The organism is Bacillus sp. FF-1 (assembly GCF_028548245.1).
Lineage (GTDB): Bacteria > Bacillota > Bacilli > Bacillales > Bacillaceae_G > Bacillus_A > Bacillus_A paranthracis.
Genome location: NZ_JAQQGG010000004.1, coordinates 301,287 through 317,103 on the forward strand (window position 1 = coordinate 301,287; position 15,817 = coordinate 317,103).

Genomic DNA, 15,817 nt, shown 5'->3' on the forward strand with positions numbered 1-15,817 from the left:
AAATGGAACTTTTTTTACTTGTTTGCATTAAATGAAATAGCGAATAAATATTTATCTTATATGGAAGGGGAGTGGAATTGTTGGCTTTTGTACAAACATATACGAAAACGGACTCTTTATTTATGGTACACACAGGGAATACAGTTGGCATGCGTGGTATTACAACAGCGACGGCGTATCAATACAATGCATTAATAACAAGAGATACAAATTTAAGTTTTGCAGGAGTTCCTTCTTCGGTAGATCCATTAACTTTTGCGGGAACGACAAATGATTGGACATTAAATGGTTCTTGGGCAAGACTTAATCCTTCAGTAACAGATGTACCAGCAACAGCAACTGTAGACTTTGCAATGCTAGTATGGCAAGGAACATTGAGTGCAACTGTGACAGAAACGGTGGTAAATAACAATATACCTACTTTACAAACACCGGATGGGGTCACTCATACAATTACGAGTGTTCCTGCATGGGGAGAGACGAGATCAAGCGGAACATTTCAAGGTACCATTTATACACGTGCTGCAAATGTAACAAATATTCTACAAGGGCTTTCAAATCGAGCAGCGGGGGATTATTTTGTAGAAAGGGTTCCCACGGCAAATCCTCCGACGCAAGGGACAGGCGTAGGATGGGCATTGGTTGTTGTATATCGCGATAATTCATATCCTATTAGGAATGTTAGTTTATATACTGGTTTACTCATTTCTACATTGGGTGAGACAGCAACGATTTCAAATTTTATCACTCCAGCTGTAGCGCCGGTTAATGCTCGTGTATTTACAATGGCAATTAATGGTGATACTGATGCGACAGGTGATAGATTTAACTTAAACGGTACGGGACTTTCAGGACCTAATAATTTAATAAATAACTTTTTTGCTTCACAAGTAAATAATTATTTGGGAAATTTAAATACAGTCGGAAGTTTTGGGGATAGAAATATGCCAATTGGTACTTCTGCGACTAATCGGCGTGCAGAGTTTGATGTGACAAATGTACCCGCAAATGGCGTGTTAACAGCCGGTTCTACTTCTACTACCGTGAATATCCCAAATACATTTGATTATCTTTACGCTGGTGCTGTCGGTTTACAAATAGATTTAGCGGAGGCACGTTTAACTGCTACAAAATCAGTAATAGTGAGTTGAAAAATTGAAAACTTTAATAAATTTTTTTATCCTAATAGGAGTGAATTCTATTGGCTTTTGTTCAAGCTTACGGTAAAAACGATAACTTATTTATGATGCATACGGGTAATACGATGGGAATGCGCGGTACTGCAAATACAAACTTTGCTTACAATGCACTTATAACATTAAATACAGATTCTACTTTTGGAGGAGTTCCTTCATCGACGGACCCGAATACATTTGGAGGTACAACAAATGATTGGACATTAGATGGCTCATGGGCTGAATTAAATCCATCAACTACTATCGTTCCAGCTACGGCGGTTGTAGATTTTGCGTTACTTGTTTGGTCAGGTGGATTGGATACGGCTGTTACAACTGCTGTTGTTGATGCGAATCCTCCAAATTTAGTTACGCCTGATGGAACGAGTACACAAGTGACAATTAATTCAGCATGGTCATCAGAAGGGACAAATCTCCCTTTTATAGCCAATGTTTATAATCGAGCAGCAGACGTTACACCTTTACTGCAAGGTTTACCGAATCGAGCAGCAGGAAGATATAGTGTGACAAGATTACCTACGCGTCAGCCAGTTGGTTATGGTGCAGGATGGTCGTTGATTGTTGTATATCGTGATTCCTCATATCCGATGAGAAATGTGAGTTTATTTCCAGGTTTTTTATTATCCGGTACACCACAAACCATTTCAGGATTTTTTACACCAGCTACAGGGACGGTGACAGCAAGAGCTTTTGTAATGGCGGTAAATGGTGATCCGAATTTTACAGGTGATAATTTTCAATTGAACTCTGTGACATTAACAGGACCAAATAATCCAATAGGGAACTTTTTTAGAGGGCAAGTAAATGATATTAATGGAAATTTAAATACAATTGGTAGTTTTGCAGATCGGAATTTTTCTGGAACGACTACAACTGCAAATGCAAGAGCTGAGTTTGATATTACAAATGTAAATGCAACAGGTTCTATTGCACCAAATACGACATCTACACAAGTAAATATTACAGGTACTGGAGATACAATTTATACAAGTGCGGTTGGATTACAAATAGACTTGGCGGAGGCTAAATTAACAGCAGTAAAATCAGTAACTGTAAGTTAAAAAAGATTGCTATAAGTTAGCAATCTTTTTTTATGAGGTAGATTTTGTTAGTAAAGATTGATAATGAGAATAATCAATCTTTTTTTCTTGTAGTTTTTTTACTAAAAATTTATGATCACGCTTCGGTGTAGCAATAATATACCCTTTAATAATTAAATCTTGTGTAATTTGAGAGGCTTTTTCTTGTAAGGCTAGTTCACCGATTTTGCCAGCAATTTTTGATTTAGCAACATCGCGAAATAGCTCTGGAACAGGACTTACGAGCTCTTCTAACAATTGTTTTTGTTCGTCATCCCATAAATGCCTCGTTTTATTAATATAGTGCTCTTCCCAATCTAAAATGGACATACCATCTTCTTTTGGTAGTCGTTTTAAAAATTTTCTGAACATAAAGTATCCACCGATAGACATAAGTCCTAATAAAATAACAGTCCACAGTACAATAAACCAACTGAACCATCCTTCGAGCAAGAGTATCCCCCCTTAATGATTGCGGTTTTCTTTTATTTATATTATAAACAGTGAGATTCATAGAAAGCAAGAACGCTTGGTCATTTTGACCAAGCGTTATCATTTAAACGAAGTATAGTTGTTCCACACATAAATTATTATTATCATCTTCTACATATTCAATGATTAATGTGCCAACTTTACGATCTTTATCTTCAGTTGTGAAAATAGAGTAAGAAGTAAAACGTGCTGTTGATAGGCCGCTTATATGTGTAGGTAAAGAAATGTAGTCGTTATCGCGGAAGAATTCCATCAGTTCAATATCCTCAAATTCTTTTCGGTCAACTTGTTTGTTTGTATAGCGGCGTTGAAGTTGTTTTAAAGACTCGTTCCAAGAAATTGCTTTTGTATCGTATACCATTGTCTTATCTCCTTACTGTATGTAATCATTAAGAACATACGTTCTAATCTAGTATACTCTTTTTATTTGAAAAGGGAAAGCAAAAAATAATGTAAGCTTGGATTTCCAAGCTTACATTATTAATGCGTCCGTCATAATCTCTATTTTTTATTATATGTTAGATAAGAATAAGAAACAAGATGATATATATTTTGTTGATAGTTTTCAAGATTCTGTATATTATAGTTTTACTAAAGCGCAAGGGAATGAGAGGAATGGCATATGTAATTTCACTCCAAGGACCGATGGCAAGCGGAAAAACGACATTGGCTAAAAGGTTAGAGCGATGTGGGTTTTCAGTTATATATGAAAACCCTTATCCAATTGTAGAAAAGCGAAGAGTATTAAATTTGGATATAAATTCAAAAGAAGGGTTTATTCTAAATCAAAAAATGTTTATGGAAGCAAAAATAAAGGAGTTTCAAAATGTAAAAGATTCAGTTGTAATTTTTGATCGCGGGCCAGAAGATATTGAGTTTTTTACGCTCTTTTATCCAAAGATTATAGGAGAAGAGTGGGATATAGAAACTGCATTAAGAGATGAATTATATAAATTAAGAGAATGTCGTTCAGATGCTATTTTTTATTTAGATGGCTCGGAAAGTAATTTATATAATAGAAAAAATAATGATAGAACAAGAAACAGAAGTACATTTGAGGAGCAATTTAAATTAGTAGAAACTGAAAAAGACTGGTATAAACAATTTCCTGTAACTTATGTGGACACGAATAGATTAACAGCGGAAGAATTAGAGGGATATTTTATGGATTGGTTAAAGGAGAGAGGGATATGAAAAAAATACTTTTATTTGTATACCCAACATTTGCGGAGTTTGAAATAACAGTAGCAACGGCATTGTTGAAAAATAAATATGAAATTATTACAGCGAGTTTAACGAAAGAATTGATTATAAGTGAAACAGGTTTGCAAGTGCAACCGCATATAGAATTAAGTGAAGTACGTGTAGAAGAATATGAGGGGATTATTATTCCAGGCGGAGATGCGATACATATGAAGGATGCAGAAGGACTCTTTTCAGTCATCCGTCAGTTTCACGAACAAGAAAAATTAGTAGCTGCTATTTGTGCGGGACCGTATGCACTAGCAAAAGCAGGCTTATTCAAAGAAAACTCGTATACAGTAACTATGGATTATAGAAAATTAGATTGTTTTCCAGTAGAAAATTTTGTGTATGAAGAAGTTGTGGAACATTCAAACATTATTACAGCGCAGGGGCATGCATTTGTACCATTTGGAATAGCGATTGCCTCTTATTTTGGGATAGCGAACGAACACAATATAAATTTTTACAGTGGTAAGGGGAATGTGATGATGGAGGAGCTTTTGCCTGAGAATGTATAAAAGCTAGCATTTGCTAGCTTTTTTCTTTTTGACATCGATAAATGGCTAACGTTTTCGGATCGCGCCATATACCGTTATGAATTGCCAATTCATTTTCTACTTCTTCTTTTAGCCATTCCTTCATTTCGGCGTGAAGATGTGTATTATCAGGTATATTTAGCGACGGAAACATGCTAGAAATATAGTTTACAATTGGAGTAGCATGATGAAAAACGAGAGCATTATGAATAACTGCTTCTTCAACAGTTGAAAAAACAGACTGTAATATCTCTTTACCATTTTCCAAACAAAATGGCGTGACTGAAGATGTTGTTTTCGGTAAATCAAATGCGTCTAACATGCGATTACACATTTCAACTATACGAGGTAATGTAACGTCAGAATTTGTAGTAGCTAAAAGTGAGCCACCAGGACGTATTACTTTATGGAACCCTTGGATAGTTCTTTCAACATCTTTCATATGATATAACATATGTCTTGCGACGATCCAGTCGTAGCAATTGGCTTCAAAAGGAAGTTTTTCAGCGTCACCTAGTCTCCATTCAATTAAAGTATTTGTTTTAGTGGCTTCAGAGAGCATGGCTTCTGATTGATCAAAACCTGTTAATTGACCTTTATGTCCATTCGCTTGCAAAAAGGAAAGAAATTTTCCGTTAGCGCACCCAACCTCTAATATTTTCTCGTCTCCTTGAAGTTGTAAATGATCCATGACGACTTCATCTAAATTCACTTGTTTTTCTTCGTAATGTTTATGCGTATCAATACGTATTTGTAAATGGTTGCTTACATTGTACTGGCGTTTTACATCATTCATCTTTTCGCATTCCACCTTCGTGCAAAATTGCTGAATTGCGTGCGTTAATACGTCGGTTTTCTTTAAGCCTTCGTAATGGAGTGCAGCTTCAAACCTTTCAAGTAATTTTTCTTCAATTCGAAAATGAATGTTTTTTCGCTTTGTCACTGAAATCTCTCCCCTTTGTATCGGTTAGTGAGACTATAACACGCCTGAAAAATTTGTGTAAATCATTTGTGTACACAAATGGAGGGGATGAAAAAATTGTTTGAATGTGAGTTTAAACTATTGACGATTTAACCGTTTTCATATATTCTTAAATTAAGAAATATTCAAATAATTAAAAGAAATGAGAGAGTCACATGCTTCTTCAAGGAACACATCGAATTGGTCGTATGGCCATGCTGTTGGCACTTGCGGATGAGAATGAAAGCCCTGTATTATCTATCCCAAAAGGTTGGAAGTATTGTACGGGGAAAGTGGGTTCGATGAATTCGCAAAAGGTTGTCGCAGCAATGGAAACAGCGGCTAAGAGCAACCAAGTTATTGAAACAGACGTTTACAGAGAAACACATGCACTTTATCACGCAATTATGGAAGCTTTGTACGGAGTGACGAGAGGTCAAATTCAGTTAGCAGACGTTCTTCGTACAGTAGGACTTCGCTTTGCAATTGTGCGCGGTACACCATACGACAGAAAAAAAGAGGGCGAATGGGTTGCTGTTGCATTATATGGAACGATTGGTGCACCTGTAAAAGGATCTGAGCATGAGGCGATTGGTTTAGGAATTAATCACATATGATTTGCCCATAGTCTATTAGTTAGAAGGGGGCCTTACTTTTTTAGGACAGAAGTCTGTCTTAAAAAGATAAGGTCCCCTTTTGCCTTTTTAAGGAGGAAAAACAATGATTACGTTAACAGGACACACATTGACAATTGAAGAAATGAAGAGGTTGTTACTTGAAGGAGAAGGTGTAACAGCTTGTCCAACTAGTATGCAAAAGGTGGCGGAGTGCCGCGAAGTAGTTGAGAAAATTGTAGAGGACGGAAAAGTTGTTTACGGTATTACAACTGGATTTGGAAAGTTTAGTGATGTGCTAATTCAAAAAGATGATGTAAAGGCACTTCAACATAATTTAATTCAGTCACATGCATGTGGGATAGGCGAGCCATTCCCTGAAGAAGTATCACGCGGTATGTTAATTTTACGAGCAAACACGATGCTTAAAGGAGTATCTGGTGTTAGACCGCTCGTTGTAAATATGCTTCTTGAGTTTGTAAATCGTAAAATTCACCCAGTTGTTCCACAACAAGGCTCACTTGGTGCGAGTGGCGATTTAGCACCTTTATCTCATCTTGCGCTCGTATTATTAGGCGAAGGTGAAGTGTTCTATAAAGGAAAACGCGTTCATGCAATGGTCGCTCTTACAGAAGAAGGTCTTGAGCCAATTGAACTTGAAGCGAAAGAAGGTCTGGCGTTAATTAATGGTACGCAGGCGATGACAGCGCAAGGAGTTCTTTCTTATATAGAAGCAGAAGCAACGGCTTATCAAGCTGAATTAATTGCATCTATGACAATTGAAGGTTTACAAGGCATTATTGATGCATTTGATGAAAATGTTCATAAAGCACGTGGTTATAAAGAGCAAGTGGAAGTAGCAAGCAGAATTCGTGACATCCTTCATGATAGTAAATTAACAACGAAACAAGGAGAACTACGTGTGCAGGATGCCTATTCACTTCGCTGTATTCCGCAAGTACACGGTGCTTCTTGGCAAGTTTTAAATTATGTGAAAGAAAAATTAGAAATTGAAATGAATGCCGCGACAGATAATCCACTTATTTTTGATGGCGGAGAAAAAGTAATTTCAGGTGGTAATTTCCACGGTCAACCAATTGCATTTGCGATGGACTTCTTAAAAGTTGGAATGGCAGAACTTGCAAATATTTCAGAGCGCCGTATTGAACGCTTAGTAAATCCACAGTTAAACGATTTACCACCATTTTTAAGTCCAGAACCAGGACTTCAGTCTGGTGCAATGATTATGCAATATGCTGCAGCGTCACTAGTTTCTGAAAATAAAACGTTAGCACATCCGGCGAGTGTTGATTCAATCCCGTCATCAGCTAACCAAGAAGATCACGTAAGTATGGGAACAATTGCTTCACGCCATGCACATCAAATTATTCAAAATGTAAGACGTGTTCTTTCAATTGAGATGATTTGTGCGATGCAAGCAGCAGAATATCGCGGTATTGAAAACATGAGTACAGTGACGAAGAGCTTCTATCATCAAGGTCGTCAACAAGTACCTTCTATTACTAATGACCGTATATTCTCAACGGATATTGAAAATATTGCGTATTGGTTAAAAACGAATTATTCGATAAAAGAAAGATTAGATGTAAACGCAGCACTATAAAATGAGAAAAGGGAGAGAGTGAAATGGAAAAAGTTAAACAAACAATTCGCGCGCCAAGAGGTACTGAGTTACAAACGAAAGGGTGGGTGCAAGAAGCTGCACTTCGTATGTTAATGAACAATTTAGATCCGGAAGTTGCTGAAAAGCCAGAAGAATTAGTTGTATATGGTGGAATCGGCCGTGCAGCTCGTAACTGGGAAAGCTACAATGCAATTGTAGATTCATTAAAAACGTTAGAAAGCGATGAAACATTACTTGTTCAATCAGGAAAACCAGTTGCAATCTTTAAATCACATGAAGATGCACCTCGCGTTCTTTTAGCGAACTCAAACTTAGTACCGAAGTGGGCGAACTGGGATCACTTCCGTGAACTAGAGAAAAAAGGTCTTATGATGTATGGACAAATGACAGCAGGTAGCTGGATTTACATTGGAACACAAGGTATTTTACAAGGGACATATGAAACGTTTGGTGAAGCGGCACGCCAACATTTCGGTGGTTCATTAAAAGGTACATTAACACTTACTGCTGGTTTAGGTGGTATGGGCGGTGCACAACCTCTTGCTGTAACGATGAATGGCGGTGTTGTTATCGCTATTGATGTTGATAAGCGCAGTATCGATCGCCGTATTGAAAAGAGATACTGTGATATGTATACAGAATCATTAGAAGAAGCATTAACGGTTGCGAACGAGTATAAAGAGAAGAAAGAACCGATTTCTATTGGTTTATTAGGAAATGCGGCAGAGATTTTACCAGAGCTAGTGCAGCGTAATATTACGCCAGATTTAGTTACAGATCAAACATCTGCTCATGATCCATTAAACGGTTATATTCCAGTAGGTTACACATTAGAAGAAGCAGCAAAACTTCGTGAAGAAGATCCGGAGCGCTACGTACAATTATCAAAAGAAAGCATGACAAAACATGTAGAAGCAATGCTTGCTATGCAAGCAAAAGGCGCAATTACATTTGATTACGGAAATAACATTCGCCAAGTTGCTTTTGATGAAGGTTTGAAAAATGCATTCGATTTCCCAGGATTCGTTCCAGCATTTATCCGTCCATTATTCTGCGAAGGAAAAGGACCATTCCGCTGGGTAGCGCTTTCTGGTGACCCAGAAGATATTTATAAAACAGACGAAGTAATTTTACGTGAGTTTGCTGATAATGAGCATTTATGTAACTGGATCCGTATGGCTCGTCAGCAAGTTGAGTTCCAAGGTCTTCCGTCACGTATTTGTTGGCTTGGTTACGGTGAGCGCGCGAAATTTGGTCGCATCATTAATGAAATGGTTGCAAATGGTGAATTATCAGCACCAATCGTTATCGGTCGTGACCATTTAGATTGCGGATCAGTAGCATCTCCAAACCGTGAAACAGAAGCGATGAAAGATGGTAGTGATGCAGTAGCTGACTGGCCAATTTTGAATGCATTAATTAACAGTGTAAACGGTGCAAGCTGGGTATCTGTTCACCACGGTGGCGGCGTTGGTATGGGTTATTCACTTCACGCTGGAATGGTTATCGTTGCAGATGGAACAGAAGCAGCGGCAAAACGTATTGAGCGCGTATTAACTTCTGACCCTGGTATGGGTGTTGTTCGTCACGTGGATGCAGGATATGACTTAGCTGTGGAAACTGCGAAAGAAAAAGGCGTTAACATTCCAATGATGAAATAAGGAGGAGAAAACATGCTGGACACTTTACTAATCAATATCGGTCAATTACTAACAATGGATCAAGAAGATGGCTTGTTAAGACGGGAAGCGATGAACACGCTTCCTGTTATCGAAAACGGTGTGGTTGGGATTGAAAACGGCGTAATTACTTTCGTTGGAACAGCAGAAGAAGCGAAAGGATTACAAGCGAAAGAAGTAATTGATTGCGGCGGGAAAATGGTTTCTCCTGGTCTTGTTGATCCGCATACTCACCTTGTATTTGGTGGATCTCGTGAAAATGAAATCGCATTAAAATTGCAAGGAGTGCCGTACTTAGAAATTTTAGAACAAGGCGGAGGTATTCTTTCAACTGTAAATGCAACGAAAAAAGCGTCGAAGGAAGAACTCGTTCAAAAAGCGAAATTTCATTTAGACCGTATGCTATCTTTCGGAGTTACAACTGTAGAAGCGAAGAGTGGATACGGATTGGATGATGAGACGGAATGGAAACAATTAGAGGCAACTGCACAATTACAAAAAGAGCATCCAATCGATTTAGTTTCTACATTTTTAGGTGCTCATGCAGTTCCGAAAGAGTATAAAGGTAGATCGAAAGAATTTTTACAATGGATGTTAGACTTACTGCCAGAAATGAAAGAGAAGCAATTAGCTGAATTTGTTGATATTTTCTGCGAAACAGGCGTGTTCTCTGTTGAAGAGTCGAAAGAGTTTTTATTAAAAGCGAAAGAGCTTGGCTTTGATGTGAAAATTCATGCGGATGAAATTGATCCTCTTGGTGGTGCGGAAGCGGCAGCTGAAATTGGTGCAGCATCAGCGGACCATTTAGTTGGTGCTTCTGATAAAGGAATTGAAATGCTTGCAAACTCTAATACAGTAGCCACTTTATTACCAGGAACAACTTTCTATTTAAATAAAGAAAGCTTTGCTCGCGGTCGTAAAATGATCGATGAAGGTGTTGCGGTAGCTTTAGCTACAGACTTTAACCCAGGCAGCTGTCCAACGGAAAACATTCAGCTTATTATGAGCATCGCAATGCTGAAGTTGAAAATGACACCAGAAGAAGTTTGGAATGCCGTAACAGTTAACTCTTCTTACGCAATTAATCGTGGTGACGTAGCTGGGAAAATTAGAGTAGGTCGCAAGGCAGATCTAGTGCTATGGGATGCTTACAATTATGCTTACGTACCGTATCATTACGGCGTAAGTCATGTAAATACAGTATGGAAGAATGGTAATATCGCATATACAAGAGGTGAACAATCGTGGAGCACGGCCACTATTTAAAGAAAAATGCCAAGTTTATCGATCGTGAAGTGACAAAATGGAGTGAAATGATTAAAGATTGGGAGGAAGGCGTGGAAATATTCGGTGCGGCCTTAATTGGAGCACCCCTTTCTAAACCGTCTATTAGTCATTCAGGAGCAAGTTTTGCTCCAAAAACAATTCGTGCGATGTTAGATGCATATAGCACGTACGCAATTACAGAAGAACATGATATGAAAGAAAGTGTCTTATATGATTGCGGCGATATTACGATGCATGTGACGGATATAAAAGAAAGTCATAACCGAATTGCGAAAACAGTTGGTCATGTAACGAAAGTAAATCCGAACATGATACCAATCGTTCTTGGTGGGGATCACTCGATTAGTTTTCCGAGTATAACAGGATTTGCAAATAGTAAAGGGAAGGTCGGTATTATTCAATTTGATGCCCATCATGATTTGCGCAATTTAGAAGATGGTGGTCCGTCAAATGGTACACCGTTCCGTAGTTTATTAGAAAATGGTGTTATTACAGGAAAACAACTCGTTCAAATCGGTATTCGTAATTTTTCAAATGCACGAGCGTACCATGAATATGCAAAAGAACATGGCGTGACAGTGTATACAATGAAAGATGTACGAGAGCGAGAAATAAAAGATATTATGACGGAAAGTATCGAAGTATTAAGAAAGCAAGGCGTGACTTCTATTTATATTTCTCTTGATATGGATGTACTAGATCAAGCATTTGCGCCAGGTTGTCCAGCGATTGGTCCTGGCGGAATGGATAGTGCGACTTTACTGGATGCGATTGAATTTCTTGGTAAAGAACCTCTCGTTCAAGGGATGGATATTGTAGAAATTGATCCAACCCTTGATTTCAGAGATATGACGAGCCGAGTAGCTGCGCAAGTGATTATGAGTTTTCTTTTGGCGAGGGAGACAGTTAGTAAGCAGGTTAGTATATAGACGGAAAAGTAGATTTTTATTTACGCTTTATCAAAAACACATTACTACTCAAATGTAGTGATGTGTTTTTATGTTAAAAGAGAATGAATGTGTGTGGAACCGTTAATAAAATTGCGGTTTTTATAGTGTATTGTGTGAATTTAATTTCTTGCTTCTGAAGTGTTGACGTGTAAAATATTTTTGTGATAAAATAAAAATTTTGCTAAAAAACTAAAAGTGTGTTAAATTTGAGAAGGTTACCATATATGGAGGTGGATTATTTGTTTCAAATTGGCGATAACATTGTTTATCCAATGCAAGGAGCAGGTATAATTAAAGCCATAGAAGAGAAGGAAATCGCAGGAAAAAAACAACAGTATTATGTTATAAAAATGTCGGCTAGTAATATGGAAATAATGATTCCTGAAGGGAAAATATTGAGTTCAAATATACGACCAGTAACGGATATCACGGCATTAATACACATAATAAATATTTTTCAACATGGAGAATCAGATAGATTACTTACGTGGAAACAAAGATATAAATTGAACACTGATAAAATAAAAACGGGTAAAATGCAAGAAGGTGCTGAAGTTGTGCGTGATTTAATGCGTATACAGAAAGAAAAGGCACTTAATGCAAGCGAAAAGAAAATGTTAGATAACGCACATGAATTTTTGATTAGTGAACTGGGATTAATTGAAGGTATCACAGAAAATCAAATAAAAAGCTTTTGTTAAGGTTCATTACAAATAATATATGGTATCCCAAAAAAGGTTTTGAATTTTTTGGGAACATAATTATAGACAATCAATCATTTCAAAGACATTCAACTCTTTCAAACCACTTTTAGAGCATTAACCTCTTTTGTTATTACTACAATCAAATCCATTTTTATTTTTTAATTCTTTTACGAATGTTCGAAGTTTAATTCAATACTTCGATAAAATAGTTACTTGATTTTTGCAATCCTGATTCACACTGGCACGGACGAGGAGCCGTAAGGATGAAAGAGAGGTAGGGCTTTCATTGTTTTAGGTATATAAGTTATTATTTTTAGAAGAATACTGAACCATTTTCACTTCTATTGATAAGGGATTCTTTATATTAAAGAGATGAAGAAATTGACAGCCATATATGATCAACTAAAAAAGGTTTCCTACTAAGGAAACCTTTTTAGTTTATTTATAGCATTCTGTTTTTGGGATATTCGAATGTTTTATAGAAAAGTCGTATAAATTGACGTTACTATCTAAAAGTAAGTATGATGCGATTGTAGTAAGAATTTTTTTAGGGGGAAGAAACATGACAAGTTCGAACAAGAAAGCGGCAAGTATTTATGAAGGAACAAATGTAAACGCTTGGGGATCTTTTGAAAATATTGAAGAAACGAAGTTGTTTGATCAGATTCAAGTCGGAGCTTGGTCTCTTCGTAATCGCATAGCAATGGCACCGATGACAAGATGCTTTGCAGACAATGAAACTGGAGTAGTTGGTGCTGATGTAGTGGAGTACTATAGAAAGCGTGCTGCTGACGGAGTTGGATTAATTATTACAGAAGGAATCGTTATTAGCGCAAGAGCAAAAGGAAACCCAGGAGTACCAGGGATTTATACGCAAGAACAAATTGATTCATGGAAACCTGTTACAGAGGCAGTACATAAAGAAGGCGGGACAATTATTGCTCAAATATGGCATGTTGGTCGTATGAGTCATCATGAAATAATTGGTGGGCAAATGCCCCAAGCGCCTTCTGCCATCGCTGCAGAAGGGAATGTTCCACGTTTTCGCAAACCATTCGATACACCAGAAGCAATGACATTAGAAGAAATACAAGAAGTTATCAGTCAATACGCACAAGCTGCAAAAAATGCGATTGAAGCTGGGTTTGATGGGGTAGAAATTCACGGTGCACACGGATATTTAATTGATCAATTTACTTATGAGTTTGCTAATAAGCGTACTGATAAATATGGCGGTGACTTAAAGCAAAGATTAACGTTTATGAAAGAAGTAACTGAGGCTGTAATAGAAGCAGTTGGAGCTGATAAAACACTTCTTCGTTTCTCTGCTTTTAAAGGGGATAATCCTACTTATATGTGGGAAAACCCTGAGCTGGCAATTGAAACATTTGTAAATATGTTTAAAGAAGTTGGATTAACGATGATTCATCCTTCAACGATGAATTATACGCAAGTGATTGCTGACGGAAAGAATTTTCATCAATTAGTAAGAAAATATTGGGATGGTACGATTGTTGGGGTTGGTAATTTGAATCCGAAAGAAGCTGAAGAAGCGTTGCAAGAAGGAACAATTGACGTAGCTGCATTCGGAAGACCGTTAATTGCTAATCCAGATTTTGTTCATCGAATTAAACATGCTGAAAGTTTAGTTGAATATGACGCGAAAGAGCATCTTGCTACATTAATTTGAATAAAGATAAAAGGAGAACACATGGAGTGTTCTCCTTTTATTATGGAATTTCATAGGGGGAAGCGAGATGAGTGAAACGCTACTCGTTATTATTAGTATATTACTATTATTAATGTTGCTTTTAATCGTCTTTTTTATTATCACATTTTTTATAAAAAAACGGACGCATCATTCTATTTTAAAACTACATCCATACTTAGGAAGAATGCGTTACTTACTGGAAAAGATAGGGCCGGAATTCCGGCAATATTGGTTTGATCACGATACAGATGGAAAACCTTTTTCACGTTACGACTTTCAAAGTGTTATGTTTTTAGCGAAGTATCGCTCTGAAATACTTGGTTTTGGGTCGAAACGAGATTTTGAAGCATCTGGTTATTATATTGCTAATACGTTGTTTCCGGTATTAACAGAAGAATTAAGTGTGAACGTAACGCAAGAACGTGAAGGGAAAAAGTATGTGATTCATAAAGAAGGATTATTTTCAAGGAGAGAAAAATTGACAGCGGATACAACGAATCTTTGGTTATACGAAGAAGACGATGCAATTATCGTCGGCGAAAATCGTAAATATCCGTGGAAACTGTATGGCATGTTTGGGGCATCAGCAACTTCTTACGGTGCGATTGGCGAAAATTATATTTTAGCGAGCGGCTTTGGAGCGAAAATGGCAGGCGGATCGTGGATTAATACTGGTGAAGGTGGCGTTATTCCAGAACATTTACATACAGGGGCGAATATCGTTGCGCAAATTGGTCCAGGACTATTTGGATACCGTGATGAGGACGGGAATTTTTCAATGGAGAAATTTATGGAGAAAGTGAAAGAAAGTAATATTAAAGCATTTGAATTGAAATTTGGGCAAGGTGCGAAAATACGTGGTGGTCATTTAGAGGGGCAAAAAGTAAATGAGAAAATTGCTTCTGTTCGGAATGTACGAGTAGGAGAAACGATTAATTCTCCGAATCGATTTTCATTTTTGAACAATGCGGCAGATACACTTTATTTTATTCAGCGTTTGCAAGAAACTGGCGGGAAACCAATCGGTATGAAAATTGTAATTGGACAGCAGGAGCCGTTGGAAGATTTATTTAAAACGATGAAAGAGTTAAATATCTATCCGGATTTTATTACAATTGACGGTTCAGAAGGTGGATCAGGAGCAACATATAAATCGATGGCAGATAGTATGGGGATGCCGCTTATTCCAGCGTTACTGACATGTATTGATACAGCGAATCAGTATGGTGTTCGTGATAAATTCAAAGTGTTTGCCTCGGGGAAATTAATTACACCAGATAAAGTGGCAATTGCTTTAGCGATTGGTGCAGATGCTGTAAACTCGGCACGTGGTTTTATGATGGCAAGCGGTTGTATTATGGCGCTTCAATGTAACTCTGGCCAATGTCCATCTGGTGTGGCCACGACGAATCCGCACTATCAAAAAGCGTTAGATCCGTATGAGAAGAAGTGGCGAGTTATGAATTATATTATTAGTATGAGATATAGTTTGTTTTCGTTAGCAGCAGCAGCGGGAGTAAAGAGTCCGCGTCATTTAACGAGGGAGCATATTGTATTTAAAGATGAGGTGGGGCGGGTGGTGCCTCTTTTGGAATTATTTCCTATAATAAATCAAACCTAAAAGTATATTGAAAATGTAAGATTTTTCGAAGGGATAATCATATTATTTAGGAAATATTAGGAGTATAATGGGAAAAGATTTTAAAAATGACTATTTT

15 protein-coding genes are annotated in these 15,817 nt (G+C 37.4%); 12 read left to right on the forward strand and 3 right to left on the reverse strand.

Features of this window, described 5'->3' with window-relative positions:
• The first annotated feature begins 80 nt into the window (after positions 1-80).
• Positions 81-1,151, forward strand: coding sequence for a hypothetical protein (locus PQF83_RS16735; protein ID WP_000896247.1), 1,071 nt, complete (start codon positions 81-83; stop codon positions 1,149-1,151).
• A gap of 50 nt (positions 1,152-1,201) precedes the next feature.
• The gene (locus PQF83_RS16740) at positions 1,202-2,257 is read left to right on the forward strand and encodes a hypothetical protein (RefSeq protein WP_000896225.1); all 1,056 of its coding nucleotides are present in this window, start codon (positions 1,202-1,204) and stop codon (positions 2,255-2,257) included.
• A 30-nt stretch (positions 2,258-2,287) separates the two neighbouring features.
• Here the strand turns inward: PQF83_RS16740 and PQF83_RS16745 are convergent, their stop codons facing one another.
• Together PQF83_RS16745 and PQF83_RS16750 are read right to left on the reverse strand one after the other, a co-directional pair.
• Positions 2,288-2,728, reverse strand: a complete 441-nt coding sequence (locus PQF83_RS16745) for a DUF2621 domain-containing protein (protein ID WP_000889384.1) — start codon at positions 2,726-2,728, stop codon at positions 2,288-2,290.
• Between the two features lie 103 nt (positions 2,729-2,831).
• Positions 2,832-3,128 carry a hypothetical protein gene (locus tag PQF83_RS16750; protein WP_000262403.1) on the reverse strand — a complete coding sequence of 99 codons (297 nt, stop codon included), beginning with the start codon at positions 3,126-3,128 and terminating at the stop codon, positions 2,832-2,834.
• A 245-nt stretch (positions 3,129-3,373) separates the two neighbouring features.
• On the opposite strand from PQF83_RS16750, the gene PQF83_RS16755 reads away from it, so the two are divergent.
• Both PQF83_RS16755 and PQF83_RS16760 read left to right on the forward strand, forming a co-directional pair.
• Positions 3,374-3,961, forward strand: a complete 588-nt coding sequence (locus tag PQF83_RS16755; protein WP_001998011.1) for an AAA family ATPase — start codon at positions 3,374-3,376, stop codon at positions 3,959-3,961.
• Positions 3,958-4,530 carry a DJ-1/PfpI family protein gene (locus PQF83_RS16760; RefSeq protein ID WP_000722213.1) on the forward strand — a complete coding sequence of 191 codons (573 nt, stop codon included), beginning with the start codon at positions 3,958-3,960 and terminating at the stop codon, positions 4,528-4,530. Before PQF83_RS16755 ends, PQF83_RS16760 begins: the two co-directional genes overlap by 4 nt.
• Positions 4,531-4,543: 13 nt before the next feature.
• Here the strand turns inward: PQF83_RS16760 and PQF83_RS16765 are convergent, their stop codons facing one another.
• Positions 4,544-5,491, reverse strand: coding sequence for a class I SAM-dependent methyltransferase (locus tag PQF83_RS16765; RefSeq protein ID WP_000166813.1), 948 nt, complete (start codon positions 5,489-5,491; stop codon positions 4,544-4,546).
• Positions 5,492-5,685: 194 nt separating this feature from the next.
• Between PQF83_RS16765 and hutP the strand changes: the two genes are divergently transcribed.
• The 8 genes from hutP to PQF83_RS16805 all read left to right on the forward strand — a co-directional run bounded on the left by hutP (position 5,686) and on the right by PQF83_RS16805 (position 15,720).
• The gene (gene hutP, locus PQF83_RS16770) at positions 5,686-6,126 is read left to right on the forward strand and encodes a hut operon transcriptional regulator HutP (protein WP_000926517.1); all 441 of its coding nucleotides are present in this window, start codon (positions 5,686-5,688) and stop codon (positions 6,124-6,126) included.
• 103 nt (positions 6,127-6,229) lie between these two features.
• Positions 6,230-7,747 carry a histidine ammonia-lyase gene (gene hutH, locus PQF83_RS16775; protein ID WP_000631850.1) on the forward strand — a complete coding sequence of 506 codons (1,518 nt, stop codon included), beginning with the start codon at positions 6,230-6,232 and terminating at the stop codon, positions 7,745-7,747.
• A 23-nt stretch (positions 7,748-7,770) separates the two neighbouring features.
• Positions 7,771-9,429 carry a urocanate hydratase gene (gene hutU, locus PQF83_RS16780; RefSeq protein ID WP_000416708.1) on the forward strand — a complete coding sequence of 553 codons (1,659 nt, stop codon included), beginning with the start codon at positions 7,771-7,773 and terminating at the stop codon, positions 9,427-9,429.
• A 12-nt stretch (positions 9,430-9,441) separates the two neighbouring features.
• Positions 9,442-10,713 (forward strand): imidazolonepropionase, encoded by a 1,272-nt coding sequence (gene hutI / locus PQF83_RS16785; protein WP_000887556.1) that lies wholly within the window; start codon positions 9,442-9,444, stop codon positions 10,711-10,713.
• Positions 10,692-11,663: a formimidoylglutamase gene (gene hutG / locus PQF83_RS16790; protein WP_000399843.1), complete on the forward strand. Its 972-nt coding sequence runs from the start codon at positions 10,692-10,694 to the stop codon at positions 11,661-11,663. Before hutI ends, hutG begins: the two co-directional genes overlap by 22 nt.
• A 260-nt stretch (positions 11,664-11,923) precedes the next feature.
• The gene (locus PQF83_RS16795; RefSeq protein WP_170868999.1) at positions 11,924-12,385 is read left to right on the forward strand and encodes a CarD family transcriptional regulator; all 462 of its coding nucleotides are present in this window, start codon (positions 11,924-11,926) and stop codon (positions 12,383-12,385) included.
• A 565-nt stretch (positions 12,386-12,950) separates the two neighbouring features.
• Entirely contained in the window at positions 12,951-14,078 is a 1,128-nt protein-coding gene (locus tag PQF83_RS16800; protein ID WP_000204380.1) for an alkene reductase, read from the forward strand.
• Positions 14,079-14,145: 67 nt separating this feature from the next.
• Positions 14,146-15,720 carry an FMN-binding glutamate synthase family protein gene (locus tag PQF83_RS16805; RefSeq protein ID WP_000005201.1) on the forward strand — a complete coding sequence of 525 codons (1,575 nt, stop codon included), beginning with the start codon at positions 14,146-14,148 and terminating at the stop codon, positions 15,718-15,720.
• Positions 15,721-15,817: the final 97 nt, after the last annotated feature.

Excerpts from the sequence above, each read along its gene's own strand:
- PQF83_RS16750 (WP_000262403.1), bottom strand. The coding sequence starts at position 3,128 with ATGGTATACGATACAAAAGCAATTTCTTGGAACGAGTCTTTAAAACAA.
- PQF83_RS16755 (WP_001998011.1), top strand. The coding sequence starts at position 3,374 with ATGAGAGGAATGGCATATGTAATTTCACTCCAAGGACCGATGGCAAGC.
- PQF83_RS16760 (WP_000722213.1), top strand. The coding sequence starts at position 3,958 with ATGAAAAAAATACTTTTATTTGTATACCCAACATTTGCGGAGTTTGAA.
- hutP (WP_000926517.1), top strand. The coding sequence starts at position 5,686 with ATGCTTCTTCAAGGAACACATCGAATTGGTCGTATGGCCATGCTGTTG.
- hutH (WP_000631850.1), top strand. The coding sequence starts at position 6,230 with ATGATTACGTTAACAGGACACACATTGACAATTGAAGAAATGAAGAGG.
- hutU (WP_000416708.1), top strand. The coding sequence starts at position 7,771 with ATGGAAAAAGTTAAACAAACAATTCGCGCGCCAAGAGGTACTGAGTTA.
- hutI (WP_000887556.1), top strand. The coding sequence starts at position 9,442 with ATGCTGGACACTTTACTAATCAATATCGGTCAATTACTAACAATGGAT.
- PQF83_RS16800 (WP_000204380.1), top strand. The coding sequence starts at position 12,951 with ATGACAAGTTCGAACAAGAAAGCGGCAAGTATTTATGAAGGAACAAAT.
- PQF83_RS16805 (WP_000005201.1), top strand. The coding sequence starts at position 14,146 with ATGAGTGAAACGCTACTCGTTATTATTAGTATATTACTATTATTAATG.